The 26,970-nt window shown below is 55.6% G+C and carries 41 protein-coding genes; 3 read left to right on the top strand and 38 right to left on the bottom strand.

What is annotated here, in order from left to right:
• Positions 1-3: 3 nt before the first annotated feature.
• Positions 4-1,386, bottom strand: coding sequence for a trypsin-like peptidase domain-containing protein (locus tag AC2FFF_RS17720; RefSeq protein ID WP_281973751.1), 1,383 nt, complete (start codon positions 1,384-1,386; stop codon positions 4-6).
• A gap of 657 nt (positions 1,387-2,043) precedes the next feature.
• Here AC2FFF_RS17720 and AC2FFF_RS17715 point away from each other — a divergent pair.
• Positions 2,044-2,643 carry a TetR/AcrR family transcriptional regulator gene (locus AC2FFF_RS17715; RefSeq protein WP_281973752.1) on the top strand — a complete coding sequence of 200 codons (600 nt, stop codon included), beginning with the start codon at positions 2,044-2,046 and terminating at the stop codon, positions 2,641-2,643.
• A 104-nt stretch (positions 2,644-2,747) separates the two neighbouring features.
• On the opposite strand, the gene rplQ is transcribed toward AC2FFF_RS17715, so the two are convergent.
• The 9 genes from rplQ to AC2FFF_RS17670 all read right to left on the bottom strand — a co-directional run bounded on the left by rplQ (position 2,748) and on the right by AC2FFF_RS17670 (position 9,352).
• Complete coding sequence (gene rplQ, locus AC2FFF_RS17710; RefSeq protein WP_142639761.1) at positions 2,748-3,170, bottom strand: 50S ribosomal protein L17; 423 nt, start codon at positions 3,168-3,170, stop codon at positions 2,748-2,750.
• Positions 3,171-3,287: 117 nt separating this feature from the next.
• On the bottom strand, positions 3,288-4,304 hold the full coding sequence (locus tag AC2FFF_RS17705; RefSeq protein WP_142639763.1) for a DNA-directed RNA polymerase subunit alpha: 1,017 nt from the start codon (positions 4,302-4,304) through the stop codon (positions 3,288-3,290).
• A gap of 115 nt (positions 4,305-4,419) precedes the next feature.
• The gene (rpsK, locus tag AC2FFF_RS17700; protein WP_037311698.1) at positions 4,420-4,809 is read right to left on the bottom strand and encodes a 30S ribosomal protein S11; all 390 of its coding nucleotides are present in this window, start codon (positions 4,807-4,809) and stop codon (positions 4,420-4,422) included.
• A gap of 14 nt (positions 4,810-4,823) precedes the next feature.
• Entirely contained in the window at positions 4,824-5,192 is a 369-nt protein-coding gene (gene rpsM, locus AC2FFF_RS17695) for a 30S ribosomal protein S13 (protein ID WP_142639766.1), read from the bottom strand.
• 200 nt (positions 5,193-5,392) lie between these two features.
• On the bottom strand, positions 5,393-6,037 hold the full coding sequence (locus tag AC2FFF_RS17690) for an adenylate kinase (RefSeq protein ID WP_142639768.1): 645 nt from the start codon (positions 6,035-6,037) through the stop codon (positions 5,393-5,395).
• Entirely contained in the window at positions 6,034-7,398 is a 1,365-nt protein-coding gene (secY, locus tag AC2FFF_RS17685) for a preprotein translocase subunit SecY (RefSeq protein WP_142639770.1), read from the bottom strand. The genes AC2FFF_RS17690 and secY overlap by 4 nt, the downstream gene beginning before the upstream one ends.
• Before the next feature lie 109 nt (positions 7,399-7,507).
• A complete protein-coding gene (rplO, locus tag AC2FFF_RS17680; RefSeq protein WP_142639772.1) occupies positions 7,508-7,981 on the bottom strand; it encodes a 50S ribosomal protein L15 in 474 nt (157 codons plus the stop codon).
• Between the two features lie 153 nt (positions 7,982-8,134).
• Positions 8,135-8,962: a hypothetical protein gene (locus AC2FFF_RS17675; protein WP_496691903.1), complete on the bottom strand. Its 828-nt coding sequence runs from the start codon at positions 8,960-8,962 to the stop codon at positions 8,135-8,137.
• A gap of 177 nt (positions 8,963-9,139) precedes the next feature.
• Entirely contained in the window at positions 9,140-9,352 is a 213-nt protein-coding gene (locus tag AC2FFF_RS17670; RefSeq protein ID WP_142639774.1) for a DUF1127 domain-containing protein, read from the bottom strand.
• Positions 9,353-9,864: 512 nt separating this feature from the next.
• Between AC2FFF_RS17670 and AC2FFF_RS17665 the strand changes: the two genes are divergently transcribed.
• Positions 9,865-10,878: a radical SAM/SPASM domain-containing protein gene (locus AC2FFF_RS17665; RefSeq protein WP_281973754.1), complete on the top strand. Its 1,014-nt coding sequence runs from the start codon at positions 9,865-9,867 to the stop codon at positions 10,876-10,878.
• A gap of 121 nt (positions 10,879-10,999) precedes the next feature.
• Here the strand turns inward: AC2FFF_RS17665 and rpmD are convergent, their stop codons facing one another.
• The 28 genes from rpmD to AC2FFF_RS17525 all read right to left on the bottom strand — a co-directional run bounded on the left by rpmD (position 11,000) and on the right by AC2FFF_RS17525 (position 26,249).
• Complete coding sequence (gene rpmD / locus AC2FFF_RS17660) at positions 11,000-11,188, bottom strand: 50S ribosomal protein L30 (protein ID WP_008757946.1); 189 nt, start codon at positions 11,186-11,188, stop codon at positions 11,000-11,002.
• A gap of 12 nt (positions 11,189-11,200) precedes the next feature.
• On the bottom strand, positions 11,201-11,770 hold the full coding sequence (gene rpsE / locus AC2FFF_RS17655) for a 30S ribosomal protein S5 (RefSeq protein WP_142639778.1): 570 nt from the start codon (positions 11,768-11,770) through the stop codon (positions 11,201-11,203).
• 116 nt (positions 11,771-11,886) lie between these two features.
• The gene (gene rplR, locus AC2FFF_RS17650) at positions 11,887-12,246 is read right to left on the bottom strand and encodes a 50S ribosomal protein L18 (protein ID WP_142639780.1); all 360 of its coding nucleotides are present in this window, start codon (positions 12,244-12,246) and stop codon (positions 11,887-11,889) included.
• Positions 12,247-12,257: 11 nt separating this feature from the next.
• Positions 12,258-12,791 (bottom strand): 50S ribosomal protein L6, encoded by a 534-nt coding sequence (gene rplF, locus AC2FFF_RS17645; protein WP_058272374.1) that lies wholly within the window; start codon positions 12,789-12,791, stop codon positions 12,258-12,260.
• A 12-nt stretch (positions 12,792-12,803) separates the two neighbouring features.
• Complete coding sequence (rpsH, locus tag AC2FFF_RS17640; RefSeq protein WP_142639782.1) at positions 12,804-13,196, bottom strand: 30S ribosomal protein S8; 393 nt, start codon at positions 13,194-13,196, stop codon at positions 12,804-12,806.
• A gap of 13 nt (positions 13,197-13,209) precedes the next feature.
• Positions 13,210-13,515, bottom strand: coding sequence for a 30S ribosomal protein S14 (gene rpsN, locus AC2FFF_RS17635; protein ID WP_142639784.1), 306 nt, complete (start codon positions 13,513-13,515; stop codon positions 13,210-13,212).
• Between the two features lie 19 nt (positions 13,516-13,534).
• Positions 13,535-14,095 (bottom strand): 50S ribosomal protein L5, encoded by a 561-nt coding sequence (rplE, locus tag AC2FFF_RS17630; protein ID WP_142639786.1) that lies wholly within the window; start codon positions 14,093-14,095, stop codon positions 13,535-13,537.
• On the bottom strand, positions 14,088-14,399 hold the full coding sequence (gene rplX, locus AC2FFF_RS17625) for a 50S ribosomal protein L24 (protein WP_142639787.1): 312 nt from the start codon (positions 14,397-14,399) through the stop codon (positions 14,088-14,090). The genes rplE and rplX overlap by 8 nt, the downstream gene beginning before the upstream one ends.
• Before the next feature lie 2 nt (positions 14,400-14,401).
• Positions 14,402-14,770, bottom strand: a complete 369-nt coding sequence (gene rplN / locus AC2FFF_RS17620; RefSeq protein ID WP_005621870.1) for a 50S ribosomal protein L14 — start codon at positions 14,768-14,770, stop codon at positions 14,402-14,404.
• Positions 14,771-14,846: 76 nt separating this feature from the next.
• The gene (rpsQ, locus tag AC2FFF_RS17615; protein ID WP_037311742.1) at positions 14,847-15,077 is read right to left on the bottom strand and encodes a 30S ribosomal protein S17; all 231 of its coding nucleotides are present in this window, start codon (positions 15,075-15,077) and stop codon (positions 14,847-14,849) included.
• 4 nt (positions 15,078-15,081) lie between these two features.
• A complete protein-coding gene (rpmC, locus tag AC2FFF_RS17610; RefSeq protein WP_074736205.1) occupies positions 15,082-15,288 on the bottom strand; it encodes a 50S ribosomal protein L29 in 207 nt (68 codons plus the stop codon).
• 244 nt (positions 15,289-15,532) lie between these two features.
• Positions 15,533-16,144 (bottom strand): hypothetical protein, encoded by a 612-nt coding sequence (locus AC2FFF_RS17605; protein ID WP_142639789.1) that lies wholly within the window; start codon positions 16,142-16,144, stop codon positions 15,533-15,535.
• A gap of 171 nt (positions 16,145-16,315) precedes the next feature.
• The gene (locus AC2FFF_RS17600) at positions 16,316-16,522 is read right to left on the bottom strand and encodes a cold-shock protein (RefSeq protein ID WP_010437077.1); all 207 of its coding nucleotides are present in this window, start codon (positions 16,520-16,522) and stop codon (positions 16,316-16,318) included.
• Positions 16,523-16,725: 203 nt separating this feature from the next.
• The gene (locus tag AC2FFF_RS17595; protein WP_142639790.1) at positions 16,726-17,346 is read right to left on the bottom strand and encodes a 2OG-Fe(II) oxygenase family protein; all 621 of its coding nucleotides are present in this window, start codon (positions 17,344-17,346) and stop codon (positions 16,726-16,728) included.
• Between the two features lie 142 nt (positions 17,347-17,488).
• The gene (gene rplP, locus AC2FFF_RS17590; RefSeq protein ID WP_085823145.1) at positions 17,489-17,902 is read right to left on the bottom strand and encodes a 50S ribosomal protein L16; all 414 of its coding nucleotides are present in this window, start codon (positions 17,900-17,902) and stop codon (positions 17,489-17,491) included.
• 12 nt (positions 17,903-17,914) lie between these two features.
• Positions 17,915-18,625: a 30S ribosomal protein S3 gene (gene rpsC / locus AC2FFF_RS17585; RefSeq protein ID WP_037311761.1), complete on the bottom strand. Its 711-nt coding sequence runs from the start codon at positions 18,623-18,625 to the stop codon at positions 17,915-17,917.
• Positions 18,625-19,005 carry a 50S ribosomal protein L22 gene (gene rplV / locus AC2FFF_RS17580; RefSeq protein WP_039538267.1) on the bottom strand — a complete coding sequence of 127 codons (381 nt, stop codon included), beginning with the start codon at positions 19,003-19,005 and terminating at the stop codon, positions 18,625-18,627. Before rplV ends, rpsC begins: the two co-directional genes overlap by 1 nt.
• Positions 19,006-19,008: 3 nt before the next feature.
• Positions 19,009-19,287 carry a 30S ribosomal protein S19 gene (gene rpsS, locus AC2FFF_RS17575; protein WP_005980699.1) on the bottom strand — a complete coding sequence of 93 codons (279 nt, stop codon included), beginning with the start codon at positions 19,285-19,287 and terminating at the stop codon, positions 19,009-19,011.
• 3 nt (positions 19,288-19,290) lie between these two features.
• Positions 19,291-20,133: a 50S ribosomal protein L2 gene (rplB, locus tag AC2FFF_RS17570; protein ID WP_008757664.1), complete on the bottom strand. Its 843-nt coding sequence runs from the start codon at positions 20,131-20,133 to the stop codon at positions 19,291-19,293.
• A gap of 334 nt (positions 20,134-20,467) precedes the next feature.
• A complete protein-coding gene (locus AC2FFF_RS17565) occupies positions 20,468-20,725 on the bottom strand; it encodes a hypothetical protein (protein WP_281973756.1) in 258 nt (85 codons plus the stop codon).
• A 592-nt stretch (positions 20,726-21,317) separates the two neighbouring features.
• The gene (locus AC2FFF_RS17560) at positions 21,318-21,494 is read right to left on the bottom strand and encodes a hypothetical protein (protein WP_176797675.1); all 177 of its coding nucleotides are present in this window, start codon (positions 21,492-21,494) and stop codon (positions 21,318-21,320) included.
• 80 nt (positions 21,495-21,574) lie between these two features.
• The gene (locus tag AC2FFF_RS17555) at positions 21,575-22,609 is read right to left on the bottom strand and encodes a fatty acid desaturase (RefSeq protein ID WP_281973757.1); all 1,035 of its coding nucleotides are present in this window, start codon (positions 22,607-22,609) and stop codon (positions 21,575-21,577) included.
• A gap of 170 nt (positions 22,610-22,779) precedes the next feature.
• Positions 22,780-23,076, bottom strand: coding sequence for a 50S ribosomal protein L23 (locus tag AC2FFF_RS17550; protein WP_142639794.1), 297 nt, complete (start codon positions 23,074-23,076; stop codon positions 22,780-22,782).
• Positions 23,073-23,690: a 50S ribosomal protein L4 gene (rplD, locus tag AC2FFF_RS17545; RefSeq protein ID WP_050605826.1), complete on the bottom strand. Its 618-nt coding sequence runs from the start codon at positions 23,688-23,690 to the stop codon at positions 23,073-23,075. The genes AC2FFF_RS17550 and rplD overlap by 4 nt, the downstream gene beginning before the upstream one ends.
• Positions 23,687-24,412, bottom strand: coding sequence for a 50S ribosomal protein L3 (rplC, locus tag AC2FFF_RS17540; protein ID WP_142639796.1), 726 nt, complete (start codon positions 24,410-24,412; stop codon positions 23,687-23,689). The genes rplD and rplC overlap by 4 nt, the downstream gene beginning before the upstream one ends.
• Positions 24,413-24,430: 18 nt before the next feature.
• Entirely contained in the window at positions 24,431-24,745 is a 315-nt protein-coding gene (rpsJ, locus tag AC2FFF_RS17535) for a 30S ribosomal protein S10 (RefSeq protein ID WP_008756422.1), read from the bottom strand.
• Between the two features lie 276 nt (positions 24,746-25,021).
• Positions 25,022-25,216, bottom strand: a complete 195-nt coding sequence (locus tag AC2FFF_RS17530) for a hypothetical protein (RefSeq protein ID WP_281973758.1) — start codon at positions 25,214-25,216, stop codon at positions 25,022-25,024.
• Positions 25,217-25,496: 280 nt separating this feature from the next.
• Complete coding sequence (locus AC2FFF_RS17525; RefSeq protein WP_271951961.1) at positions 25,497-26,249, bottom strand: FkbM family methyltransferase; 753 nt, start codon at positions 26,247-26,249, stop codon at positions 25,497-25,499.
• Positions 26,250-26,505: 256 nt separating this feature from the next.
• Between AC2FFF_RS17525 and AC2FFF_RS17520 the strand changes: the two genes are divergently transcribed.
• Entirely contained in the window at positions 26,506-26,847 is a 342-nt protein-coding gene (locus AC2FFF_RS17520) for a RidA family protein (RefSeq protein ID WP_142639802.1), read from the top strand.
• The last annotated feature ends 123 nt before the right edge of the window (positions 26,848-26,970 follow it).

The following is a 26,970-nucleotide window of genomic DNA, read 5'->3' as shown; positions in this document are numbered from 1 at the left end:
CGGTCACAGCCTGAACCGCAAGGAAACCGGCCGGCCGCCCCTGAGGATATCCAGATTGATCCGACGCCCCGGATCGGTCAGCGCCTTCACGACATCAGCAGGTCGCTCGACCCGCGCGCCGTTTATCCCATCGACCACATCGCCCGGACGCAGCCCGGACCGACCGCCATAGCGGCCCGCGTCGACCACAACCACCCCCGTCTGCGACAGCAAAAGCCCCAGCCGCGCGATAACAGCAGGGTTGATCCGCGACACGGTCAGGCCTGGCATCACGGTTTCATCGTTCAGCGTCGTCACTTCCGCTGCCGGAACCTCGGGCGCTTTGACCAAAGCGACCTCAAGTTCAGCTCGGTCCTCGCCGCGCAGTCGCGTCACCACCGACGTGCCGCCCACACCGGCCACTGACATGCGGAATTTCATCTCTGCCGGCGAGTTCACCTCATCCCCGTCGACATGGGTCACGACGTCCCCAACCTGCAACCCTGCCTCGGCCAACGGGCTGAGCGCATGGAGATCCGAAATCACCACACCCTGCGGGATGACCAAGCCCAGAGACTCAGCGATATCCGCACTCATGTGCTGCCCGGCCATTCCGGCCCAGGGGCTGACAAAACTGTCATTGCCGGCCTGCGCTTGCCGCAGGAATTCGGCAACCAGATTGGCAGGGATGGCAAAACCGATCCCGTTCGATCCGCCAGAACGTGTCAGGATCGAGGTGTTGATGCCAATCAGATCACCGTTTACATCGATCAGCGCCCCGCCCGAATTGCCGGGATTGATCGCCGCGTCCGTCTGAATGAAATAGCCCCGCGCATTGCCCGTGGCCGTACCGGTCCGCGCCAACCCCGAGATAATGCCCGATGATACCGTCTGCCCGACGCCGAACGGGTTGCCGATGGCCAGAGCCAGTTCACCCACCTCAACCAAATCGGAATCCCGCATGTCGATCGAAGGCAACGCCTCGGCATCTTTCAGACGTAGAATGGCGATGTCGCTTTCCTGATCGCCCAGAACCACCTCGGCCGAAAACTCGCGCCGGTCCGTCGTGACGACCCGTATTTCGGTCGCCGAACCCACGACATGGTAGTTTGAGACCACATAGCCGTCATCCGTCAGGATCACGCCGGACCCCAGTGAATTCTGAACGCGTGGTCGCGGTTCGCCAAAGCCGCCGCCAAAGAAATCCTGAAAGAACGGGTCAGAGAACAGTGAATTCGAGCGCCCTTCGCGCACGATCTTGGCGTAGATATTCACCACAGCTGGCGCGGCCTGTTTCACCACCGGCGCAAACCCTAGGCTGATTTCGGCCTGAGAACGTGGCACCCTGGTTTCCGCTGCGGCAGAGGCAGACAAAAGCGATAAAGCGAAGGCCGTGGCGCGAAGCATCATAGTTCCCGAAAATTTTTGGACTGTTTTGGATATGCGGCGCGATGTCTGGGTTTGCAAGCGCGGTATTGGAGTTTCTGCTAGACTTCAGTCATCACCACCCTGACAAGATTAAGCCAGTCCAGCCACATTTGACATGTCCGACCGCCTGACTACGGCGTTCATAGTCAGACGGTTAGGTATTAGCAGAGCTGTCTCGGTTTCAAGCGAACCGATCTGTATGCCAAAACGACAAGCGTAAGTATGGCACCCTGCCCTACGAGTACTGCGGGCCAGATCAGGGGAAACTGCGCGTCTGCGTACTTTTGCGGTCCGAAGGAAACCGAAGCAAGAAGTGCTGCTAAAAGTGTCAGGCATATACCGGCCTTTGTTTCCGTGGCGCCAAGGAGGATCGCAGCGCAGGCTGCGCTGAGTGCGGCCCCAATAAAAGGCGCGATCCCAAACAGTGGTGTAGCTGTGGGCGGATGTGGCGGTACTCCGGCATAGAGAGCGCTCAGCATAACGATCTGCAAAACGATAAGTGTCAACAAAGCAGCATTGGCCGCCCGATCTTTCTCATAAATCAAATTCGCCTCCTCTTTCCGTAACAAAGTGTACGGTTGCGTTAAGCCGTAACCCAATGTACGGCTGAGTGTCAACACCATTCAGGAGGCCAGATTGAAAGATCACCTACGCACTGCCCGGCAGGAACAGATCGAAACAGCGGCTTATGAACTGCTCGCAGAAAAAGGTTTCGCGGGAACTTCGATGCTGAGCATCGCCAAACGTGCCCGCTGCTCAAACGAAACGCTCTACAACTGGTATGGCGATAAGCTTGGCTTGTTCCGCACCATGGTGTCACGAAACGCTGCGGAAGCAAAAACGTTGCTTGAAAACGCGCTTGCACAGCGTGAAGCCTCGATCGAAACACTCGACGCCTTTGGACCGGTATTGCTGGATATCATATTGGGCGAGAAGGCGGTTTCTCTGAATCGCGCGGCCGCAGCTGACGCAACCGGCCAACTAGGTAAAGCCTTGTCAGAAGCAGGCCGGGAAACAATTTCCCCTCTCCTGGCACAGCTGTTTGAAGCTGCCAGAACCAATGGAGAGCTAGTCAGCAACGATATTTCGGACGTGGTTGATTTGTATTTGGGATTGTTGATTGGTGATCTTCAGATCCAGCGCGCGATCGGGCGCACAAAAAAGCCCGATCCGGGAACCTTGGCAAGGCGCGCCGAAGCAGCAACCAGACATTTGCAAACGCTTCTCGGGCCCTGACTAAAGCTGACACATACCAAGAGCAGAGCGGACTTGCGACTGGCTCCATAAGAAAAACCCCCACGTCCGAGACACGGGGGTTTTCACATGAAAGCCAGGCTTTCTTATTCTTCGTCTGCGGCCTCTTCGGCGGCGGTACGCGCTTTGTCTGCGGCGCCTTTGGCGTCCAGATCGCGGTCAACGAATTCGATGATCGCCATCGGGGCCATGTCGCCATAGCGGAAGCCTGCTTTCAGGATCCGGACATAACCGCCCTGACGCTCGGCGTAACGGGGGCCCAGGATTTCGAACAGCTTTGCGACGTCTTTGTCTTCTTTCAGCTGCGATGCGGCCTGACGTCGGGCGTGCAGGTCCCCACGCTTGCCTAGAGTGATCAGTTTTTCAACGATCGGGCGCAGTTCTTTTGCCTTGGGCAGAGTTGTTTTGATCTGCTCATGTTCGATGAGCGAGCCAGCCATGTTCGCAAACAGAGCCTTGCGGTGCTCATGAGTACGGTTCAGGCGGCGGTAACCACGTGCGTGACGCATTTTCTAGTTCCTTCTTCAGCGTTTTGCTTTGTCTGGCCGGCGATGCGTGTCACCGGCTCTCCTTGGGGCATGATTGCCCGTGCATTCCCCGCAAGCGCGGGCATTGGGAAGACGCGCTTAAAACGCGTCTTCGAATTTCTTCGCCAGATCTTCGATGTTGTCGGGCGGCCAATCCTCGACATCCATGCCAAGGTGCAGACCCATGCCGGACAGCACTTCTTTGATCTCGTTCAGCGACTTGCGGCCGAAGTTCGGGGTGCGCAGCATCTCAGCTTCGGTCTTCTGGATCAGGTCGCCAATGTAGACGATATTGTCGTTCTTCAGACAGTTTGCCGAACGGACAGACAGTTCCAACTCATCTACTTTCTTCAGCAGCAGCGGGTTGAACTCCAGACCATCATCCTCGTCCTGACGACCAGCCGATTCCGGCTCATCGAAGTTGACGAAGATCGACAGCTGATCCTGCAGGATGCGTGCGGCATAGGCCAACGCGTCCTCGGGGGTGATCGAACCGTCAGTCTCAATCTTCAGGGTCAGCTTGTCATAGTCAAGAACCTGACCTTCACGCGTCGGCTGAACATCATAGGCGACCTTTTTAACCGGCGAATAGATCGCGTCGATCGGGATCAGGCCGATAGGCGCATCTTCTGGCTTGTTCTTTTCAGCCGAGACATAGCCCTTACCGGTGTTGACGGTCAGTTCCATGAACAGGTCGGCACCATCATCCAGGTGACAGATGACGTGATCGCGGTTCAGAACTTCGATGCCAGCGCTTTCGCTGATGTCGCCTGCGGTGACGATTGCCGGGCCTTTAGCATTGATCGACAGACGCTTGGGGCCTTCGACCTCCATGCGCAGGGCGACTTGCTTAAGATTCAAAATGATGTCGGTGACGTCTTCACGCACGCCCGCGACCGAGCTGAACTCGTGCAGGACGTTGTCGATCTGAACGCTGGTGATGGCCGCACCTTGCAGCGAGCTCATCAGAACGCGGCGCAGTGCGTTGCCCAGAGTCAGACCAAAGCCACGCTCCAGCGGTTCTGCAACCAGCGTTGCCTGGCGCGCAGGGTCGTTGCCCGGCTTGCTTTCCAGCTGGGTTGGCTTGATCAATTCTGCCCAATTCTTGTGGATCATGTAATCCCTCCATTCCTGTCCGCGCCCCATGACCAACAAGGTGCAGACGCCCGAGGTTCAAAATGACGTGCTGGGGCCGTGCGAAAATGCGGGCCCCAGCTCAATTCTAATTCGCTTAGACGCGGCGGCGCTTCGGCGGACGGCAACCATTGTGAGCGATCGGGGTCACGTCACGGATCGACGTGATGTTGAAGCCCACTGCAGCCAATGCACGCAGAGCCGATTCACGACCCGAACCGGGGCCCTGAACTTCGACTTCCAGCGTCTTGACGCCGTGATCCTGTGCTTTCTTGCCTGCGTCTTCCGCAGCCATCTGAGCAGCATACGGAGTAGATTTACGCGACCCTTTGAAACCCATGGTCCCGGCCGACGACCATGCAATGGCGTTGCCTTGCACGTCCGAGATCAGGATCTTGGTGTTGTTGAAGGTCGAATTCACATGGGCGACGCCCGATGCGATATTCTTGCGCTCTTTTTTCTTGGTACGAGTCTTTTCGCGTGCCATCAGTCAGACCCCCCTTATTTCTTCTTACCGGCAATGGCCTTTGCGGGGCCTTTGCGGGTACGAGCGTTGGTGTGAGTACGCTGACCGCGAACGGGCAGGTTACGACGATGGCGCAGACCGCGATAGCAGCCCAGATCCATCAGGCGCTTGACGTTCATCTGAACTTCACGACGCAGGTCACCTTCAACGGTGAAGTTAGCGTCGATATGTTCACGGATGGCCAGAACTTCGGAATCCGACAGCTCATTGACGCGACGGTGCGCTTCAATGCCTACGGCTTCGCAGATGGCCTGCGCCGAGGTGTTGCCGATACCGGTGATATATGTGAGGGCGATAGGTACCCGCTTTGCAGTCGGGATGTTTACGCCGGCAATACGTGCCACGTGTCACTTTCCTTTTTGTTGCGGTTCCGTAGCTCCGGAACCTTTTTTCACAACACTTGACCGTGGCAGTGACGCCAGAGGGCCCAGTATTATTCGAGGTGGTCGGGGCAGTTAGGACGAATCCTGCCTGCGATCTTGATTCCCTTTAGGGATGGGGGTCGATATGGGCTTTTGCGCTTGGCGTCAAGGCCATATTGGAGCTAGCCGAGTACGGCCTCGATCGACGCAGTCACTTCCTTGATATCGGCCAACCCATTGACCGGGCGAAGATCGCCTTTGGCGTAGTAATAACCAATCAGCGGCGACGTCTTTTTGTAGTACTCCATCAACCGCGTGCGCAGGCTGTCTTCGTTGTCGTCGGCGCGACGCGTGAACTCTTTTTGCTCACCACAGTTGGTGCAGCGACCATCTGCCGGGATCGGCTTGGTCTTGTCATTATAAACTTCGCCACAGCCCGAACAGGTCGAACGTGCGGTGATCCGATCCACCAGGGCATCGTCATCCACCCGCATCTCGATCACAGTGTGCAGTGACTGGCCCAGCTTGGTCAGCAAAGCCGCCAATGCGTCGGCTTGTGCCAATGTGCGGGGAAAACCGTCAAAGATGAAACCGGCACCGGTTTCGGTGGTCAGCTTCTCTTCGATCAGGCCGATGACAATCTCATCGGTGACCAGCTTGCCGGCATCCATGATGGCTGCGACCTTCAGGCCCATCTCGGTGCCCGAGGTTTTGGCTTCGCGCAGCATGTCTCCGGTGCTCAGCTGCACCATGCCGCGTGTTTCAACAAGATGACGCGCTTGCGTTCCTTTACCCGCCCCCGGGGGGCCCAGAAGAATGATGTTCATCGACGAGCGGGTCCCTTCCTGCCGCGTTTCTTACCCTTCCCGCGCAGTTGGGACTTTTCGATAAGCCCTTCGTATTGATGCGCCAGCAGGTGGCTCTGAACCTGTTGGATCGTATCCATGGTCACAGAGACGATAATCAGAACCGAAGTACCACCGAAATAGAACGGAATGGCAAACTGGCCCCGCAGGATTTCAGGCAACAGACAAACCGCCGCCAGATAAGCCGAACCCAGAACCAGAACGCGGTTGACCACGTATTCCAGATACTCGGCGGTTTTCTTACCCGGACGGATACCCGGCACAAAACCGTTCTGCTTTTTCAGGTTATCCGCCACGTCATCCGGTTTGAACGACACGTTGAACGTGTAGAAATAGGCAAAGAACACGATCATCGACGCAAAGAACAGCAGGTACAGCGGCTGACCCGGACCAAAGTTGGCCAGCAGCCAGGACATGACCGGACCGTTGGTGGCGCCCGACGAGAAGGTCGAGATCGTGACCGGCAGCAGCAGCAGCGAGCTGGCGAAGATCGCCGGGATAACGCCGGCCGGGTTCACTTTGACCGGCAGGTGGCTCGAGCCGCCCTCATAGATCTTCATACCGGCCTGACGGCGCGGGTATTGAATGTGGATCTTACGCAAAGCGCGCTCCATGAACACCACAAAGGTGATCACGGCGATGACCATGACAATCACTCCGATGATCACTGCGGGGCTGATTGCGCCGCTGCGGCCACTTGCGAAGAACTGAGCCAACGCTGCCGGAACCTCGGCGATGATGCCAACGAAAATAATCAGAGAGATACCGTTGCCGATGCCGCGCGCGGTGATCTGCTCACCCAGCCACATCAGGAACATGGTGCCGCCAACCAGTGTAATCATAGTCGACAGACGGAAATAGAGACCCGGATCAGTCGCCAGATCGCCCGACTCCAGCGAAACGGCCAAGCCATAGGCCTGAACGGTGGCCAGCGCCACGGTGCCGAAACGGGTATATTGGTTGATCTTCTTACGACCCTGCTCGCCCTCTTTCTTGAGCTGTTCGAGCGCGGGAACCATCGAGGTCAGCAGCTGAATGATGATCGAGGCCGAGATGTAAGGCATGATGCCGAGGGCAAAGATACCCATCCGTCCAAGCGCCCCGCCGGTGAACATCGAAACCATACCGCCGATGCCCTGCCCCGCTTGCTCCATGAACTCACGCAGGGCCTGTCCGTCGATCCCCGGCACCGGTATAAAAGTGCCCAGGCGATAGACGATCAACAAACCCAGTGTGAACAGGATGCGGTTGCGCAGATCGGTGGCTTTGCCCAAAGCAGCCCAGCTAGTGTTGGCTGCCATTTGTTCTGCTGCTGATACCATAAATCGGTCTCTCTTATGAAAACACCGCCCGGAACCGTTTTCCGGCTCGGGCGGCGTCTTGGAAAACTCTGAGGTCTATGTAAGCGGGTCTTGGCCCGCTCACAAGCGCTTACTCTGCCGCAGCGGCTTTTGTGACCGTCAGTGAACCGCCCGCTTTTTCGACTGCCTCAACGGCAGCTTTCGAAGCACCAGTTACTTCCAGGGTCACCTTGGCGCTGATTTCGCCTTTGGCCAGAACGCGGATACCGTCCAGTTTACGGCGAACCAGACCGGATGCAACCAGTGCGTCCTCGGTGATCGCGGCTTTGGCGTCCAGCTTACCGGCGTCGACGAATTTCTGGATCAGGCCCAAGTTGATAACGGCAAATGCCTTGCGGTTCGGCTTGTTAAAGCCACGCTTGGGCAGGCGTTGGTACAGCGGCATCTGGCCACCTTCGTAGCCATTGATGGCCACACCCGAACGGGATTTCTGACCTTTGATACCACGGCCACCCATTTTACCTTTACCGGAACCGGGACCACGGCCGACGCGGGTCCGTTTCGGTGTGGCGCCTGGGTTGTCGCGCAATTCATTCAGTTTCATTTCGCTTCTCCTTCGCCGGAAATGACCCCGAAGCGTGATGGGTCAAACACGGCATTTCTTGGTTTTGATTCTTGCGGCGCAGTACGCCACCGGAGCCCGATACAGCTTTGTGGCTGAGGATGCAAGTTTTGAAGTGAACAACACCCAAACTGTCTAGCCTTCAGCATTTTGGATTGGCGCGTCCAGTGGATTAATCCGGTGTTTGGCCAGAAGCTTACCCACCAGGCTATCTGGATCTGGCAGGCCATTATACCTGTTCCTAAGGATCGAACGCATCCGGCGACCATAAAAGTGAATGGAAACTGTGTCCTCGTGGAAGAACCTGGATAAATCGGCGTTTGGGCGTGCCAAAGCGCGCCGTCTGGTAAAGTTCACCGGATAGAACACATGCTCAGGCAGAACAAATTGGTGTTCGCCGGTTTGCCGTAAAGCCCAGGCAAAGGCTGACGGACCCCATGCGCCCCAATATTGCGCGGGCACATTGATCGGATCACCTGCATCCTGTGCCGCACGAAGGGGTTCCTGATATCGTTTGGGCAGCCATGGCGGAATCCGATACGGGTCCGTTGTATATTCGATGAGCAGATCCAGCGCCGGGCTGTCTGACGGAATGCCCAATACGCCGATCGCAATCTCTCCTTCGAGCATTCCGTAAAAATGCCCGGTCTCCGTTGTGAAAGGACGCATGCAATAGGCGTCCGTATCCGCCCATATCAAATCGGGCTCCTGCGCCAACATGCGGTATCGGAACTTGTCCGAATGCGGCGCCGGGCTACCAGTACGGCTATGCGCAATGAATTCTGTGCCAGGCATCACATCGCGCGCATCGCGGGTATCCACACCTTCAGGTATCCCGGAGACATTCCCATAGGTGTAGAGGCGAACGGATTGACCGGTATCCAGATAGGATTTGATGCAGAGCTGCTCGAGAAAGCTCAGCGGGCCATCCACCCACAACATGCCGATCTGGTAGTCTCGCACTGTGTCAGCCTCGTCATCGCGTTATTGGGACATAGCCCCCTCTAATAATTCTCATGGAAAATTTCCAAACGATCCACAATGCAGAGCGACCAATTTCACCGTGCCTGTGCCTTTCAAGCACGCAGAATCAAAAGAGGCGCCAAATGGCGCCTCGGTGTTGTTCATCCTGCCAGGTTTTCAGCAGTAGACGTGCTTATGCGCAATATCACTTATATCGCACCGGCGGATACCAATGTCGTTCAGTTCACGATCAGTCAGGTTCTGAAGCTCTGAATAGGTGCGGCCGAATTCGGCGCGCAGGGCATAGGCCTCTTTCACGCGTGCGATCAGAGTTGTGATGCGGGCGGTCAGACCAAAGCCTTCGCGGGAAAAAGTTGCTGTGTTTGCCATTTCTATATTCCTTTCTAAACCGGAGCGTATTCTCCAGATTTCGTTTGCGTTCCTATTTGGGACAAAGCTCAAATAAGAACGCCAGATAACGCTAACAACAGAAGATTCGGTCTGGCCGGTATGCATTGAGGGAATGGCAGTGAAAACACTGTTTAGACATCCCACTACAGGCTTTCGTTGAAATAGACCTTTGGATTTCTCGTCTAAAGATAAGATTTATCAAATTTATATATTTTGATATCTTTTTTCTTTTACGGACCCATATTTTCACTATTCTATCACGTATCCGTGAACTATCGGGCTATTTCGGCCTGTTTTACCATTTTCGCCTCGCACGTTTAGGGCGTCCTCGACTTCATGAATGAGGATACTCCATGCCTTTGGTTTCAAGCGTTATTAGAAGGTTGCGCTGGATTCAGCGCCGTCCTTCCTTGAAGCAATCAGCAAACCTGTTGCGCAACATTCGGGGCTATCTTCTTCACTCTCAACAAGCCGCCCCGCTGCCGTCTTTGGTGAAAATTGATATTTCGCCGCTGTGCTCACTAGCCTGTCCACATTGCGTCCATGGGAATCCGGCAGGTCGTGACCGACCCTTGCTCAGCGATCAGAAGTTCGGGAAACAGGACAAGCTTAGCCTTCAGCAATACCAGCATATCATCGACCAGATCAAAGATCGCGCGCTTGGCGTCAGCCTGTTCTACTATGGCGATCCCCTGGCACACCCGGACCTCACTGACATGATCCGGGCCACGACCGCAGCCGGTTTGGAAAGCCATATCACCACCCATTTCAGCTATCGGCTAAAAGCCGAGAGGATTCATGACCTGGTCGATGCCGGGCTTAGCCATATCACAATCTCAGTTGATGGCGCGACGCAGGAAAGCTTTCAGGTTACCCGTGTTCGCGGACGCCTGGATTTCGTTCTGAACAACCTGCGACTACTGGCTGGCTATAAAAAGAGGAAGGGTCTGAAATCTCCGTTCATAGAAATACAGCATATCTCTTTCCCCCATCACGCCGAGGATGAACTGGTTCAGGTGAAGGCCATCGTAGACGAGATTGGTATCGACGCCTTTACCACGTTTGAAGGGCTACGGTTCGATGCAAATGGAGATCTGTACAACGTCGTAGACGACGATCCCGATCGGATTGAAAATGGCCCGCCCCTGTCATCATCCCTCACCCCAAGGTGCCATTGGCCCCACAGCAGCACGGTCATTCGCTTTGATGGCGATGTGATTCCCTGCTGTCTCTGGCGATCCGGCCGCCAATATGTTTCCGACAAGAACCGTGATCCGCATGTGTTGGGAAATGTTTTCGACGAACCACTTGAAACCATCTGGAACAACGAAAAATACAAAGCTCTGCGCTGGCAGGTCTGGAACCCGCGTGCTCATTCCAAACGCGAAGCAGCAGCCAGTTTTTGCGATGGATGCCCCAGGCTGTACGAAAAACCAGGCAGAGAACCTTCGTTGCGCCATGAAGTCGACATTGAGTTTGCAGAAAAAAAGGCGCTCGGGTCATAGCCGAGTTTGCGCCGAGGCACTGAACAGCACCATAAGACGAGCCGGAAAAAAACGACCGGCTAAACAAGAAAACGCCCCCGATCAGATCGGAGGCGTTCTTAAGTCTTCAAAGAACTCGCGATTAGCCGCGTTCTTCGATGATCTCTACCAGATGCGGGATCTTGTTGACCATGCCGCGGACCGAAGGAGTATCCTCCAGCTCACGGGTTTTGTGCATCTTGTTCAAGCCCAGACCGATCAGGGTCGCGCGCTGTTCGGCGGGGCGGCGGATCGGGGAACCGATCTGCTTGACGACGATGGTTTTTGCCATGGGTCGCTCTCCTTATGCTTCTGCTTCAGCAGCAACAGGCGCTTCGTCCCGCTTGGGCAGGATGTCAGCAACTTTCTTGCCGCGACGCTGTGCAACCGAACGCGGGCTCTGCTCTTTTTGCAGGCCGTTGATGGTGGCGCGGATCATGTTGTACGGGTTCTGCGAGCCCAACGACTTGGACACGACGTCCTTGACGCCCAGCATTTCGAACACAGCACGCATCGGACCACCGGCGATGATACCAGTACCTTCAGGTGCCGAGCGCATAACCACTTTACCGGCGCCGTGACGGCCTTCGATATCGTGGTGCAGGGTCCGACCTTCGCGCAGCTGCACGCGGATCATCTGACGCTTGGCTTGTTCAGTCGCCTTACGGATGGCCTCGGGTACTTCTTTTGCTTTACCCTTGCCAAAGCCGACGCGGCCCTTCTGATCGCCGACAACCACCAGAGCGGCGAAGCCAAAGCGCTTACCACCTTTTACGGTTTTCGACACGCGGTTGATCGCGACCAGACGGTCTGCGAATTCCGGAGTTTCGTCGCGGTCGCGGCCACGGCCCCGACGGTTTTCACGTTCTGCCATTTGGCATCCCTTTTCTCATGTGGCGCATTACGGCGCCGTTGTTTCAATCCAAGTGAGCCTCGACTATTGCCGAGGCCCCCGGATCATCGGGGCAGCTGAGGCGCTGCCCGCAAGTCTTAGATCTTCAGACCACCTTCACGCGCAGCGTCGGCGACAGCCTTCACTTTGCCGTGGAACAGGAAGCCGCCACGATCGAAATAAGCCTCTTCGACGCCTGCCTTCTTGGCACGCTCGGCGATGGCTGCGCCCACTTTCGTAGCCGCTTCGACGTTGTTTGTGCCAACTACACCCAGATCTTTTTCCAGGGTCGAGGCCGAGGCCAGGGTCACACCACGAACGTCGTCGATCAGCTGAGCGCTGATGTTCTTGTTCGAACGGTGAACCGACAGGCGTACACGACCTGCATTGACCTTGCGAAGTTTGTTCCGAACGCGCAGGCGGCGCTTCAGAAACAGGGTTCTTTTGCTGTTTGCCATTGTTTGCGTCCTTACTTCTTCTTGCCTTCTTTGCGGAAGATGAATTCGCCCTTATAGCGGATACCCTTGCCTTTATACGGCTCGGGACGGCGCCATTCGCGGATTTTCGCCGCGACTTCGCCCACCTGCTGCTGGTCGTTACCTTCCACAATGATCACGGTCTGCTTCGGTGCGGTGATGGTGACACCTTCCGGAGCAACGAAATCAACGTCGTGGCTGTAGCCAAGGTTCAGCTTCAGGGTGTTCCCCTGCATCTGAGCCCGGTAACCAACACCCTGGATCTCCAGCTCTTTTTTGAAGCCTTCGGTCACACCGGTTACCAGATTGGCAACCATGGTGCGGCTCATGCCCCATTGCTGGCGGGCACGTTTGGACATGCCACGCGGGTTGATTTGAACCACATTGTCTTCGACCGACAGCGTAACGTCATCAGTCGCAGTGAAGCTACGGGCACCTTTCGGGCCTTTGACTTCGATGGTCTGGCCGGAAACCGAGGCGGTTACACCGCTGGGCAGTTCGACCGGACGTTTACCAATACGAGACATTGACAGACCTCCTTAGAAGACGGTGCAGAGCACTTCGCCGCCAACATTGTTGGAGCGTGCATTCTGGTCCGACATCACACCTTTCGGAGTGCTGACAATCGACACACCCAGACCCTGACGGACCTGCGGGATGTCATTGACGCCCATGTATACGCGACGACCGGGCTTGGAGACCCGCTTCAACTCGCGAATGACAGGGGTGCCTTCGTAGTATTTCAGGCTGATTTCGATGGCCGGATGACCGTTTTCACCGGTCATCTTTTCGTAGCCACGGATGTAACCTTCGTCCGCCAGCACGTCCAGAACCCAGGCGCGCAGTTTCGACGCCGGAGTGTTTACAGTGGACTTGCCGCGCATTTGCGCGTTGCGGATACGGGTGAGCATATCGCCGATAGGATCGTTCATATCTATGTCTCCCTTACCAGCTCGATTTCACCATGCCGGGGATCTGACCTGCAGAACCCAGCTCGCGCAGCATGATACGGCTGACCTTCAACTTACGATAGTAAGCATGAGGACGACCTGTCAGCTGACAGCGGTTGTGAAGACGAGTTGCCGAGCTGTTGCGCGGCAGTTTCGCCAGTTTCAGACGCGCTTTGAAACGCTCTTCCATCGGCTTGCTCTCGTCATTCGCGATTTCTTTCAGCTCGGCACGCTTTGCGGCATATTTGGCCACCAGGCGTTCGCGCTTCTTCTCGCGTTCGATCATTGCTTTTTTAGCCATGTCTCAATCCTCCCGGCGCTTAAGCGTTGAACGGCATGTTGAACGCTTTCAACAGGCTTTTCGCTTCAGCGTCGGTTTTCGCTGTGGTGGCAATTACGATATCCAGGCCCCAGACCTCGTCGACCTTGTCGAAGTCGATTTCCGGGAACACGATGTGCTCTTTCATGCCCATGGCAAAGTTGCCACGACCATCGAAAGAAGGCTTAACACCGCGGAAGTCACGAACGCGCGGCAGCGCGATGGTGATCAGACGATCCAGGAATTCATACATCCGGTCACCGCGCAGGGTAACTTTCGCACCCAGCGGCATGTCTTCACGGACGCGGAAACCCGCGATCGACTTCTTCGCCAGTGTTGCAACAGCCTTTTGGCCTGCAATCGCGGTCAGATCTTCAACAGCGGCTTTCGCCTTCTTCGAGTCTCTGACGGCCTCTGCACCACAACCGATGTTCAGAACGATCTTTTCCAGCTTGGGCAGCTGCATATCGCTCTTGTAACCGAACTCTTCTTTCAGAGCGGCACGGATGGTTTCAGCGTACTGAGCTTTCAGACGCGGGGTGTAGGTTGCGGTATCAAGCATCGATCACGTCCCCCGTGGTCTTGGCAAAACGAACTTTCTTGTCACCTTCCATGCGGAAGCCAACGCGGGTTGCTTTACCGTTTTTGTCCAGCAGAGCCAGGTTCGACAGCTCAATCGGGTTTGCCTGAGGCAGGCGACCACCTTGCGAGGTCTGTGACTGGCGGGTGTGGCGAATGGCGATGTTCACGCCATCAACAACGGCTTTACCGGCTTTCGGGTCGACCGAGGTGATAGTTCCCTCTTTGCCCTTGTCCTTGCCAGCCAGCACGACGACCTTGTCGCCTTTGCGGAGTTTAGCAGCCATGATTACAGCACCTCCGGAGCAAGCGAGATGATTTTCATGAAGTTTTTCGCGCGCAGTTCACGAACAACAGGGCCAAAGATACGGGTACCTACGGGCTCGTTGTTGTTGTTCAGAATGACGGCGGCGTTGCGATCGAAACGGATCGCGGTGCCGTCTTCGCGACGGACTTCTTTGGCGGTGCGTACGACGACGGCCTTACGGACGTCACCTTTCTTTACGCGGCCGCGTGGGATGGCTTCCTTCACCGAGACGACAATGATGTCGCCTACAGAGGCGTATTTACGCTTGGAACCACCCAGGACCTTGATGCACTGAACTCGGCGTGCGCCGGAGTTGTCAGCGACATCCAGATTGGTCTGCATCTGGATCATGTGGTTTCTCCCGACCTGTGGGGGCTGGTCTTGTTAGATCCCCCAGGGTTTCGACAAATGGGAAAATCCCGGAGGCTTACGCTTCCAGAACTTCCCAACGTTTCGTCTTCGATTTCGGCGCGCATTCGATGATGCGAACTGTATCGCCGACCTTGAAGGCGTTCTTTTCATCGTGAGCCCGGTATTTCTTGGACTTACGGATGGTTTTCTTCAGAACCGGATGCGTAAAGCGGCGCTCGACGGATACGGTTACAGTCTGTGCGTTGGCATCGCTCGTTACGGTGCCGGAAAGGATACGCTTAGGCATAGGATTACTCCTCCGATGCCGCAGCAGCGGCCTTTTCGTTCAGGATGGTTTTAACGCGGGCGGCGTTGCGGCGGGCCGCTTTGATGCCAGCGGTGCTTTCCATCTGACCGGTTGCCTGTTGAAAGCGCAGGTTAAAGCTTTCTTTCTTCAGGTTGGCCAGTTCCTCGCGGAGCTGGTCAGGGGTCTTGTCACGCAGTTCTTGGGCGTTCATCGCCTTTTCCTTTGCTCAAAACACCAGAAGGCCCCTATGCAGGGTCACCTTTGACCTGGTGGATGAATGATAGACATACGAATCCCCCGACTCGGCCGGGGGAACGCAAGATGCCGCTCTATAGGGGGTTCTGGGGTGGGTGGCAAGGGAAAGTATGGAGGATTGATCGAGAGGCCGTTTTTAGCGCTCTGCTCACTTGAGCAACCAGCGACGGGCACGAGATGTTTGAACCGAATTTGGAAGCCTATTCGCTCTTGGAGCGAATTCCATCGAAACCTCTTCCCCAAACCAATCCAGAGTTCGGCAGCATATGCGCCTGCTTCAAAACTATCTTTAGCTCTGGAGAATACAGCACCTTTACCGTTCGTTCGTCATCCCCTGATACATGCTCACGCACCAGAACTTCCCAAACTTTGTATTTACACGTTCCAACCCGTTCAATTCGATTTTTCTGGAACTCAACCGTTACAGTGCCGAGTAAGGCTTCTTTATCGCCATCTTGTATCGTGAAGCCTGACTGCCACTCTTTTTGCTGCTCTAGGTCATCTAAGGAACTAACTGATTGCTCGTATGAACGCTTTGAGGCGGTGAACTTCATAAAGGTCTCGCCGAACAGCAAAGGATGCGCGTAGTGGCTAGCGAAACCTATGCGCCTAGAGTCTTCGGTTCTCAACTCAACGACAAACCCCGTCTCAACAACGGTTTGAACTCGTAAAAGCCATGTTCCGCCATAGTCCAACCAGACGCCTTTACCGACATCTACACGGGTTGGGCACGTCGCAAGTGCAGGTGCGACGGCCAACGCCAAAAAAAGTGAAACCGCTAGTACAACCTTTGCTGGTTTTGGCGCGCCCATGGTTTACTCCCACAAAATAGAAAAGCTGGCATTAATCCCGCCACCCTAGGCCTCGTTGACAGGTGCGTTGAATGCACCAGCCATTACAGCATGTAGACATCCCACTCACAAACGCAAAACGCGGCCTCGTTTGCACGAGACCGCGTCTTCAACTGTCTAAGTCTGAGTGACTTACGCCAGAGCGATGTTCACAGCCGACTCACGACCGTCACGGCCGGGTTCGATGTCGAACGTTACTTTCTGGTCGTCGGCCAGGCCGGTCAGACCCGAGCGCTCGACAGCAGAGATGTGTACAAACACGTCTTTGCCACCGGTCTCCGGTGCGATGAAGCCAAAACCTTTAGTTGTGTTGAACCATTTTACGGTGCCGTTGGCCATATCCGTAGTCTCCTAGTAAATTGCTGTCCGCGGAATTGCGACAGCGCGGCGTTGTCGGTCTGGATCGAAAGACTGAACGCCGATATTCGGGAGACAGTGGTCGAAAAAGAAAAACGTAAGCGCCCCCCACATCGTTTATCTGACGACACAATGCAAGAACTTTTCACACATTCCTTTGAATCAGAGTCCCTTAAACGACCGTGCTAGTCCCATTTATAGTTAAAGCTGACGGAAATCCGCTCATCCTCGGCCATGTTCATCGGCACCTCGTGGCGCAACCAGCTCTCCCATAGCAAGACATCGCCAACCTGAGGCTTCACATAGATGAATGGCTGCAGGTCCCGACGCCCCCCTTTCATACGCGTGGGCGCTGCCATCATGCGGCCCGAGCGCGGGTCTTCAAGCTTCAGCGCGCTAGCGCCTTCGGGCATCGAAACATAAGTCGTGCCCGAGATCACGCTGTGTGGGTGCAGGTGGCTGGAGTGCATTCCGCCCTCGGGCAAAATGTTGATCCAAAGGTCTTCAAGCTTTAGTTCACCCTCACCCAGATCAAACTCCAGATCCTTAGCAAAAGCTGCAACGTGCTGGTCCAGCACCTTAACCAGATCGGCAAAGATCGGAAACCGCCAGGGCAGATCGGTCAGCGAGGCATAGCTGGTGTAGCCGGGATACCCGTTCTCTTCACACCAGTCCTGCCCGGCCTCATCATCCTCGGCGATGACAAGACAGGAGCTTTCCAGCTCCTCCGGGTCGATCTTGGGATCAAACTCGGACAAAGCTGCACGATAGAGACGGGTGACAAAAAGTGATTCAATCTGTGCCATGGGTCTGTCTTAAACCAGCCTCTCGATGAAGGCGATGGGTGTTTTGCGAGGCTGTGGCGGAGCAACGCCATCAAACCAAAAAACCCCGCCGGTTTCCCGACGGGGGTCAATCTTGTCGCGAGCGGGGTCGCCCCCGGGTCGCTTACCAGTCTTCGCGAACCACGACGCGAGTCTTGATCGGCAGCTTCATCGCAGCCAGGCGCAGGGCCTCGCGGGCGATGTCGTCATTGACGCCGTCGATTTCGAACATCACGCGGCCAGGCTTGACTTTGCATGCCCAGCGGTCGACCGAACCTTTACCTTTACCCATACGAACTTCGATCGGCTTAGCCGTAACCGGAGTGTCGGGGAAGATGCGGATCCAGACGCGACCCTGACGCTTCATGTGACGCGTCATGGCACGACGTGCAGCTTCGATCTGGCGTGCAGTTACACGCTCAGGCTCAAGAGCTTTCAGTCCATAGGTGCCAAAGTTCAGATCAGAGCCGCCCTTGGCTTCACCCTTGATCCGGCCTTTGTGCATCTTGCGGAATTTAGTACGCTTTGGTTGAAGCATATCTTTCCCTCCTTAGCGACGACCGCCACCAGCACCACGAGGTGCAGGGCCGTCCTGGAGTTCCTGTGCTTTACGGTCACGTGCCTGCGGATCGTGCTCCATGATCTCACCTTTGAAGATCCAGACCTTGATCCCGATGATCCCATAAGGAGTCATCGCTTCGGCTTGTGCGTAATCGATGTCGGCGCGCAGCGTGTGCAGAGGCACACGGCCTTCGCGGTACCACTCGGTCCGTGCGATTTCGGCGCCACCCAGACGGCCAGCGACGTTCACCCGGATACCCAGAGAGCCCATACGCATGGCGTTCTGAACAGACCGCTTCATCGCGCGACGGAACGAAACCCGGCGCTCCAGCTGCTGAGCGATAGACTCGGCAACCAGCTGTGCGTCAAGCTCGGGCTTGCGCACTTCGACGATGTTCAGGTGCAATTCGCTGTCTGTCATCAGGGCAATTTTCTTGCGCAGAACTTCAATGTCCGCGCCTTTCTTGCCGATGATGACACCCGGACGTGCAGTGTGGATCGTAACGCGGCACTTCTTGTGCGGACGTTCGATGATCACACGGGCGATGCCGGCTTGCTTGCACTCTTTGTTGATGAACTCACGGATCTTCAGATCTTCCAGCAGAAGATCACCGTAGTCCTTGGTATCGGCGTACCAGCGGCTGTCCCAGGTGCGGTTCACCTGAAGGCGCATGCCGATCGGATTTACTTTATGACCCATTAGGCTTGCTCCTCAACTTGACGCACCTTGATGGTGATCTCCGAGAACGGCTTCATGATCTTGCCGAAACGGCCACGGGCCCGAGGGCGACCGCGTTTCATGACCAGGTTCTTGCCAACCCATGCTTCGGCAACGATCAGCTCGTCGACGTCCAGGTTGTGGTTGTTCTCAGCGTTGGCGATTGCGGACTGCAGGCACTTTTTGACGTCCTGCGCGACACGCTTGTTCGAGAAAGTCAGGTCGGTCAGAGCCTTCTCAACTTTCTTGCCGCGGATCATCTGCGCAACCAGGTTCAGTTTCTGCGGGCTGGTACGGAGCATGCGCGTTTTTGCCATTGCTTCGTTTTCAGCCACGCGGCGGGGGTTCTTTTCCTTGCCCATGACTTACTTCCGCTTCGCTTTTTTGTCAGCGGCGTGACCGTAATAGGTGCGAGTCGGCGAATACTCACCGAACTTCTGACCGATCATGTCTTCCGAGACGTTGACGGGGATATGCTTCTGGCCGTTGTACACACCAAAGGTCAGACCCACGAACTGGGGCAGAATGGTGGAACGACGCGACCAGATTTTGATAACTTCGTTGCGGCCCGACTCGCGCGCTGCTTCGGCTTTTTTCAGCACGTAAGCATCGACGAAAGGACCCTTCCAAACAGAGCGAGACATGGATTAACGTCCCTTCTTCTTGGCGTGCCGCGAGCGGATGATCAGCTTCTGGGACGCTTTGTTTTTGTTGCGAGTACGCTTACCCTTGGTGTCCTTACCCCAAGGCGTAACCGGTGTACGGCCACCCGAGGTACGGCCTTCACCACCACCGTGCGGGTGATCGATCGGGTTCATAGCAACACCACGAACCGACGGACGCACGCCTTTGTGGCGCATACGACCGGCTTTACCGAGGTTTTGGTTGCTGTTGTCGGGGTTGGACACGGCACCAACGGTGGCCATGCATTCCTGACGGACCATGCGCAGCTCGCCCGAGCTCAGACGGATCTGAGCATAACCGCCATCGCGGCCTACGAATTGCGCGTAAGTACCGGCCGCACGTGCGATCTGACCGCCTTTACCAGGCTTCATCTCGATGTTGTGGACGATGGTACCAATAGGCATACCCGAGAACGGCATTGCGTTGCCCGGCTTGATGTCGGCCTTGGCCGAAGCCACAACCTTGTCACCAACAGCCAGACGCTGCGGAGCCAGGATATATGCCTGCTCGCCGTCTTCGTATTTTACCAGTGCGATAAACGCGGTCCGGTTCGGGTCATATTCGATCCGCTCGACGGTTGCCGCGACATCAAATTTATTCCGTTTGAAGTCAACGATCCGGTAGAGACGCTTTGCGCCACCGCCGCGGCGGCGTGAAGTGATCCGTCCGGTGTTGTTCCGGCCGCCCGATTTGGTCAAACCCTCAGTGAGAGACTTGACCGGACGTCCTTTCCAAAGCTCCGAACGGTCGATCAGCACCAGCCCGCGCTGGCCCGGCGTCGTCGGCTTGTACGACTTGAGTGCCATGCTTTCTGTCTTCCGTTTAGCAAGTGCGGGGATTTCCCCGCTATGTGATAGGCCCCCGTAGGTGCCAAGGGTATAGGGCCCCGAAGGTCCCCGGTTTCAAATATCAGAAGCCCCGGAACGAATCCGAGGCCGCAAGATTGGGTGCATATAGCCGTGTTGGGGGTGGGTGTCTATAGGGTGCTCTATGAATTTCGAAAACTTCGATACTCTATGGTTCCCTCCAAATTCATTTTCTTAAACCACGAAAGAATATTGTTCAAACTTGGTGACGGCAACGGCTGTGCGCAGCTCACAACCAAGACCAGTATAGAATATTGGCAACATATATAGTTATTTACGCACTGCTAGTTGATGCCGGAATCTCTTCATCTACTGACTTTTCCCACATTTCAACTAGGAGGTAAAAGATGATTAAGGCCACATTCCCCATCTTTGCAATTTGCGGAACAGCATTCGTTTCTGCGTGCAGCACAGCAGATTTACCGGAGGCTTCGGAAGGCCAAAAGACCAGCGCGAAATCAGATTTGGATATTGTGCTGGAATGCGCCGCGGAAGCTGGGATTGGATCAAATTTTCGAGTCACAAAATACATTGTAGGCGGTCGCACCGGGTACTCAATTGATCCACCGAACACAGTACACTATGAACTGGCCAACAAAGCCAACGCATGCATCGCAGACAAAGGTGCCGGTATACCGAGATACTAGAGAGTTTTGAATGAGAGCCAGAATTGCCATTAAAGGAATTCGACACTCGCATCTGACCTATTGAGTTAGACGTTTGACGGATGGCTTAGGTTAACTTCGGTAGCTTCACTTTCCTCCCAAGCATACTTGTTCTGACAATTTCTTTCAGTTCGCCCAAAAGGTGCGTAGTCAAGGCCGAAGGCCGCCGCGCCAGCGACTGCCCGTCCCGGCGGGCTGGCGCTTTGGGGACTATTGCGCCTCGCTATAAGTTCGGATGTAATTGGCACTATAAAGCGCGCAGATCAGTCGCTGCGGCGCCATCCCACGGTCAGTCACCGGCGCGGCTTGCGGATAGATACAACAAAAAAACTCGCTTGCGCGGGGGCCAAATATCTCTCTCCAAAGACGAGGCCGACCAGAGGCTGGCGAACACGTCAATGGATGCCATTTTCCAGTGTTACACCAGAAGCCTCAACGCTCACCCAAAGCCCCGCACGATCACTTCTTGTCGCGCGCGGCCTTCTCTTCCTTGGTCAGCTTGGCGTTCCAGACATTCTTGCTCAGACCCAGCTCTGCTGGCGCAGGTTTGGTTTTGCCGATGCTGACTTTGCCTCCTTTATCCAGGAACTCCTGAATAAGGGCCTCATCTGTTGTTTCTTTGGGGACATGTTTCATAAGAGCGACCGTATCCGCATCACACGCCGGGGGCAACGACCGGATTTCCGGCTATCGTTCACACCATCTGACCGATCCCGTCACCCATACAGCGCGCGCGCTTCGGCAAAGGACAGCAGGCGGCGGTTCTTTTCATCCCACAGGTGCAGCCGCGCGTTGGCGAGGCTCTCGCGTATGGTCATCCGGTTGCTGTTGGCCAATTCGTCATGATCCCGCAGCACTTCGGTCAGGCGATAGAACGGGATGCGACTGTACAGATGGTGTACGTGGTGGATGCCGATATTGGCCGTGAACCACTGCAATACGGATGGCAGGATGTAATGCGAGCTGCCGTGCAGGGCGGCCTCGTGCAGTTGCCAGTCCTGATCAGGGTCCCATTGCGTCTCTTCGAATTGGTGCTGGACGTAGAACAGCCAGACGCCAGCCGTTGCAGCGATCAGGGTCGAGGGCAGGAAAATCAGCAGAACCGGCATCAGGCCACCAAAATAGTAGATGGCCCCCAGTGCGGCCAGAATGGCCAGGTTCGTCGCCATCGCGCTGACCCAGAATTTCGGAATACCGGTCAAGCCAAGCGGGAGGCGGTTTTGAAACAGGAACAGATAGCCGGGCCCAAAGCCAAACAGGGTGATCGGGTGGCGATAGAGCCGGTAAAATAACCGGTTCAAAGGCGTCAGCGCCCGGTATTCGGCCACCGTCAGCGTATGGATGTCTCCCATCCCGCGCTTATCCAGATTGCCAGATGAGTTGTGATGCGAGGAATGTGTGCGCCGCCAAACATCGTAAGGCGTCAACGTCAGCACCCCGAGCCCCCGACCGACCCAGTCACTGACCGTCCGGTTCGTAAAAAATGCCCCGTGACCGCAATCATGCTGAATGGCAAACAGGCGCAGCAGAAAGGCCGCGTTCAGAACCGAGATCGCAAGCGCTAGCCAATAGCTGACCGACAAAGACATCCAGGCCAAGGCCCAAAGCGCTATGAAGGGAACACAGGTAACCCCCAGCTCGAACCAGCTACGCGGTTGGCTTGGCTCCCGATATTTGGCCAGCGTCGACACCCAGTCCCGCGCGACAGTCATATCCGGGTTGTCCCGGGTCGAGAGAGTGGATTGGGTCATGCGCCTGCCATATCGTTTGTTTGTTCCATACCGGATAGACGACCCCACCGGCATAGCAATCATTTTCTGTTCGAGACGCTGGGAATGGCGCTCAACTTTTGGTGTCACTACCTAAAGAAAAACCCCCGCTTTCGCGGGGGTCTTAATGGTTTGTCCAAAGACAGGCCCGATCAAAGACCGGTGGAAATGTCGATGGTGTTACCCTCTTCAAGGGTCACATATGCTTTTTTGACGTCTTTCCGCTTGCCCAACTGGCCGCGGAACCGCTTGACCTTGCCTTTGGTCACAGAGGTGTTCACCGCTTTGACCTTCACACCAAACAGTGCCTCAACGGCCTCTTTGATCTGTGGCTTGTTGCTGTCAATCGCAACCTCAAAGACAACCGCGCCGTTTTCGGACGCCATGGTCGACTTTTCGGTGATGATCGGCTTGCGGATCACGTCGTAGTGTTCTGCCTTCGCGCTCATTTCAGTCGAGCCTCCAGTGCTTCGACAGCCGCTTTGGTGAGCACCAGAGTGTCACGCTTGAGGATGTCATAAACGTTTGCACCCATCGACGGCAGGATATCCAGACCTTCGATGTTGCGCGACGCCTTCAGGAACCCTTCGTTCACGGTCGCCCCGTCGATGACCAGAGCGCGTTTCCAACCCAGGTTTGCAACCTGCTTGGCCAGAGCGGCGGTCTTGCCTTCGGCTTCGGCGTTCTCGATCACGACCAGTTCACCAGCTGCCATTTTGGCAGACAGCGCGTGGCGCAGACCAAGTTTACGGAACTTTTTCGGCAGGTCATGACCATGCGAACGCACGACCGGACCTTTGTAAACGCCACCACCCCGGAAGATCGGTGCCGAACGGGCGCCGTGGCGTGCGCCACCGGTGCCTTTTTGGCGATAGATCTTCTTGGTCGAGTAGGACACTTCCGAGCGGGTCTTGACCTTGTGGGTGCCAGCCTGCGCGTTGTTACGCTGCCAACGGACCACACGGTGCAGGATGTCCGCGCGCGGCTCCAGGCCGAACAGGTCCGCATCCAGCTCGATGTTGCCGGCTTTGCCGCCGTCCAGTTTGATTACATCAAGTTTCATGCTTCACCACCTTCCGCGGGAGCTTCTTCCGCAGGTGCTTCGGTTGCAGCCGATTTCACAGCAGCCGGGAAAGGCAGGCCTTCCGGTGCTTTCTTCTTGACGGCGTCCTTGACGGTAACCCAACCGGATTTCGGTCCGGGAACGGCGCCTTTGATGAAGACCAGACCACGGTCGGCGTCGGTTTTGACGACTTCCAGGTTCTGGGTGGTTACACGGGCAGCACCCATGTGACCGGCCATCTTTTTGCCTTTGAAAACCTTGCCCGGATCCTGACACTGGCCAGTTGAACCGTGCGAACGGTGGCTGATCGAAACACCGTGTGAGGCGCGAAGACCACCGAAGTTCCAGCGCTTCATTGCACCGGCAAAGCCTTTACCGATCGAAGTACCCGAAACGTCAACTTTCTGACCTTCCAGGAAATGTTCTGCCGAAATCTCGGCACCCACTTCGATCAGGCCATCTTCAGAGACACGGAACTCGACCAGCTTACGCTTGGGTTCAACCTTGGCAGCGGCATAGTGACCGCGCATGGCTTTCGAGGTGCGTTTTGCCTTGGCAGCACCGGCACCCAGCTGAACAGCAGTATAGCCGTCCTTCTCGTCCGTGCGCTGTGCAACAACCTGCAGGTTGTCCAGGTGAAGAACGGTCACAGGGATCTGCTTGCCGTCTTCCATGAACAGGCGGGTCATGCCGACTTTTTTTGCGATAATACCAGAGCGCATAATCTATACCCTCCGATCTTACGACTGCAGCTTGATCTCGACGTCCACACCAGCAGCGAGGTCGAGCTTCATCAGCGCGTCAACGGTCTGGGGGGTCGGATCAACGATGTCGAGCAGACGCTTGTGCGTACGGATCTCGAACTGGTCGCGGGATTTCTTGTCAACGTGAGGACCACGGAGAACCGTGAACTTCTCGATCTTGTTCGGCAGCGGGATCGGGCCGCGCACGTTCGCGCCGGTCCGCTTGGCAGTGTTGACGATCTCTTGCGTGCTGGCATCCAGAACGCGATAGTCAAATGCCTTCAGCCGAATACGGATATTTTGGCTTTGCATAATAACAGCCTTTTATCAGGCGTTGAGGTTGAGAGGAGGACAAGCGCGCATCGCCAACCCTCATCGAACCCAAAAGGCGGGAATCACCCCGCCTTGATGTTCTTATAGAGAACTCGCGCGATCTACAGGGGTGTGAGGGGTTTGGCAAGGGGGGAAGTTCAAACAAGTCGAATGCGCGCACCTGGCTCATACCCTATGCGTAGATTTTCTGAATTTGGGTGTCGTGACAAGATCAACTCAATCTAAAATGGTCCACCAGATTCCTGTACTGAATGCTTAGGGATTTTCTTGGACAGACACAAAAAGCCAAAGCAAGATAATTGCCCCAAACGGGTTGATAAACAGTGCTGCCACCTGCCAAAGTAATCGATCTTGTCCGCGCCGCTCTGCCATATCCCCCACTAGCGCAAACAGTTGCCAGATCGCCCAGAGCAAAAAGGCCAGAAACAAGAGGATGAATATTGCTTCCATCGTGTGTCTTCACTCTGCCCTTGTTCGTAACGTTCGATATGTCATCAGTGCAACTGAGGCGATACATGTTTCTAACTTCAAATTGGTTGAGGCTTGCACGACCTCTTTCAGATTTGTGGGCGCAGAGTAACCTCATCTCGATCCGAACCTCTGGAAAGGCCGTCCTTTGAGGAGCGGCCACTTTCACGGATAGCGAAAAGCGGGGCGTCTCCCAGCGCGATAGACTCAACGCCTTCGCGGACAACACAACTCGCGTTGCATGCGGAAAGATGCCCTTAGACTATGTCTTGGCTACCCGTGCCGCCATACGAGACAGTCTGGTATCCTGATAGTCGAACACTGAGCTTTCGAATGGGGCAAAAATGGCATCGCAATCGGTCGCTTCTGCAGACGGTGGCCTGACGAATTCGTGTAGCTCAAACCCGTGATCTGCCATCGCGGCGACAAAATCGCTGAACCTATAACCGCCGTGATACCGACGCCGTACAGAGACTTCAGCCAATACAAAGGTGCATTTTTTCAGCATCTCCGATGCACCTTTAATAACCTCGATTTCAAAACCTTCCGTGTCGATTTTCAATCCGAAAGGTTCCTTGTAGGAAGACGCAATCTCATCCAGTGTTTTTACCGGGACTTGTCGCTCTTCAACTTGCGAGGTGTGCTGGATTGCCGCTTCGTCAAACTCCTGCATCGTTGCCCGTGTGCCGAGCCAACGATCGCCAACTGTTGGAATTCGAAGAGTCGTCTGTCCGCTTTCGGCACCAACTCCGCAAGCATGGAAATCAAAATCGATCTTGTCTCCCCAGTTTTTCCGTACTTTGGTTTCGTAATCCGAAATGGGCTCGACCAACACAAACTTGGCTGCGGGGAAAGCCTCGTACAAATGCTCGGTTCCCGAGGCCACCCCGACATCGAATACTGTCTCGACCTCAAAACCCAGATTACCGATATAGGCACCCGTCTCCTTCATTGGCGAAACCTGATATCCTCGCCGCTTCAGGCGTTTGGACAGTCGTTCTACGGTTTCGTCCATGTCGAAGTATCCTTCTTGCGGTTTCGCCCGATGCAATCCACTGAAACCAACTAGAGAGCACTTCAACGGCAAAAGCGCAATCTGGTATACTGTGTCGCTGGCAAGCTAGCCTAGGCGCGGCAAAATGCTATCGACCCGCCCCGTCCCCGACCAGTTCAACTTTTCTGAAAGTTACTCAAGCGGTTTCCGTTTGCCATGCGGGGCATCTTATGACCATGAACGCGTGCATCAAACAGGAAACAGCGAGATCACTCCAATGATAGAACGCATCGAAACCGGCGAGAGATCGTCCAAAATCGTTAAACATAATGGTGTGGCCTATTTGACCGGGCAAGTCGCCGAAGGTGATACCATTCAGGAACAGGTGCGTATTTGCCTTGGGAAAATTGACGACCTGCTAGAGCGCGCAGGTTCATCACGGGAAAAAATGCTGCGTGTGACCATCTGGCTGGCCGATATGAAGGACTTTGCTGGTTTGAACGAGGTCTGGAATGCTTGGGTTCCTGCAGGATACGCACCTGCGAGGGCGTGTGGCGAAGCAAAACTAGCGCGGCCCGAACTGAAGGTGGAATTCATAGTGGACGCCGCATACGACTGAAGCATGCTGCTTCTTTAGGAATTCCCCCGTCTTGAACTACCAAATTCAAACAGAAAAAGCCCGCCCCCGTTTGGGGCGGGCTTTTTTTGTTTCGACGGTTAGGTCTGAGACTATTCGACGAAC

This window comes from Ruegeria sp. YTSA226 (assembly GCF_059609905.1).
The sequence above is the reverse complement of the archived record's forward strand: the minus strand, read 5'-3'. Positions and strand labels throughout refer to the sequence as shown.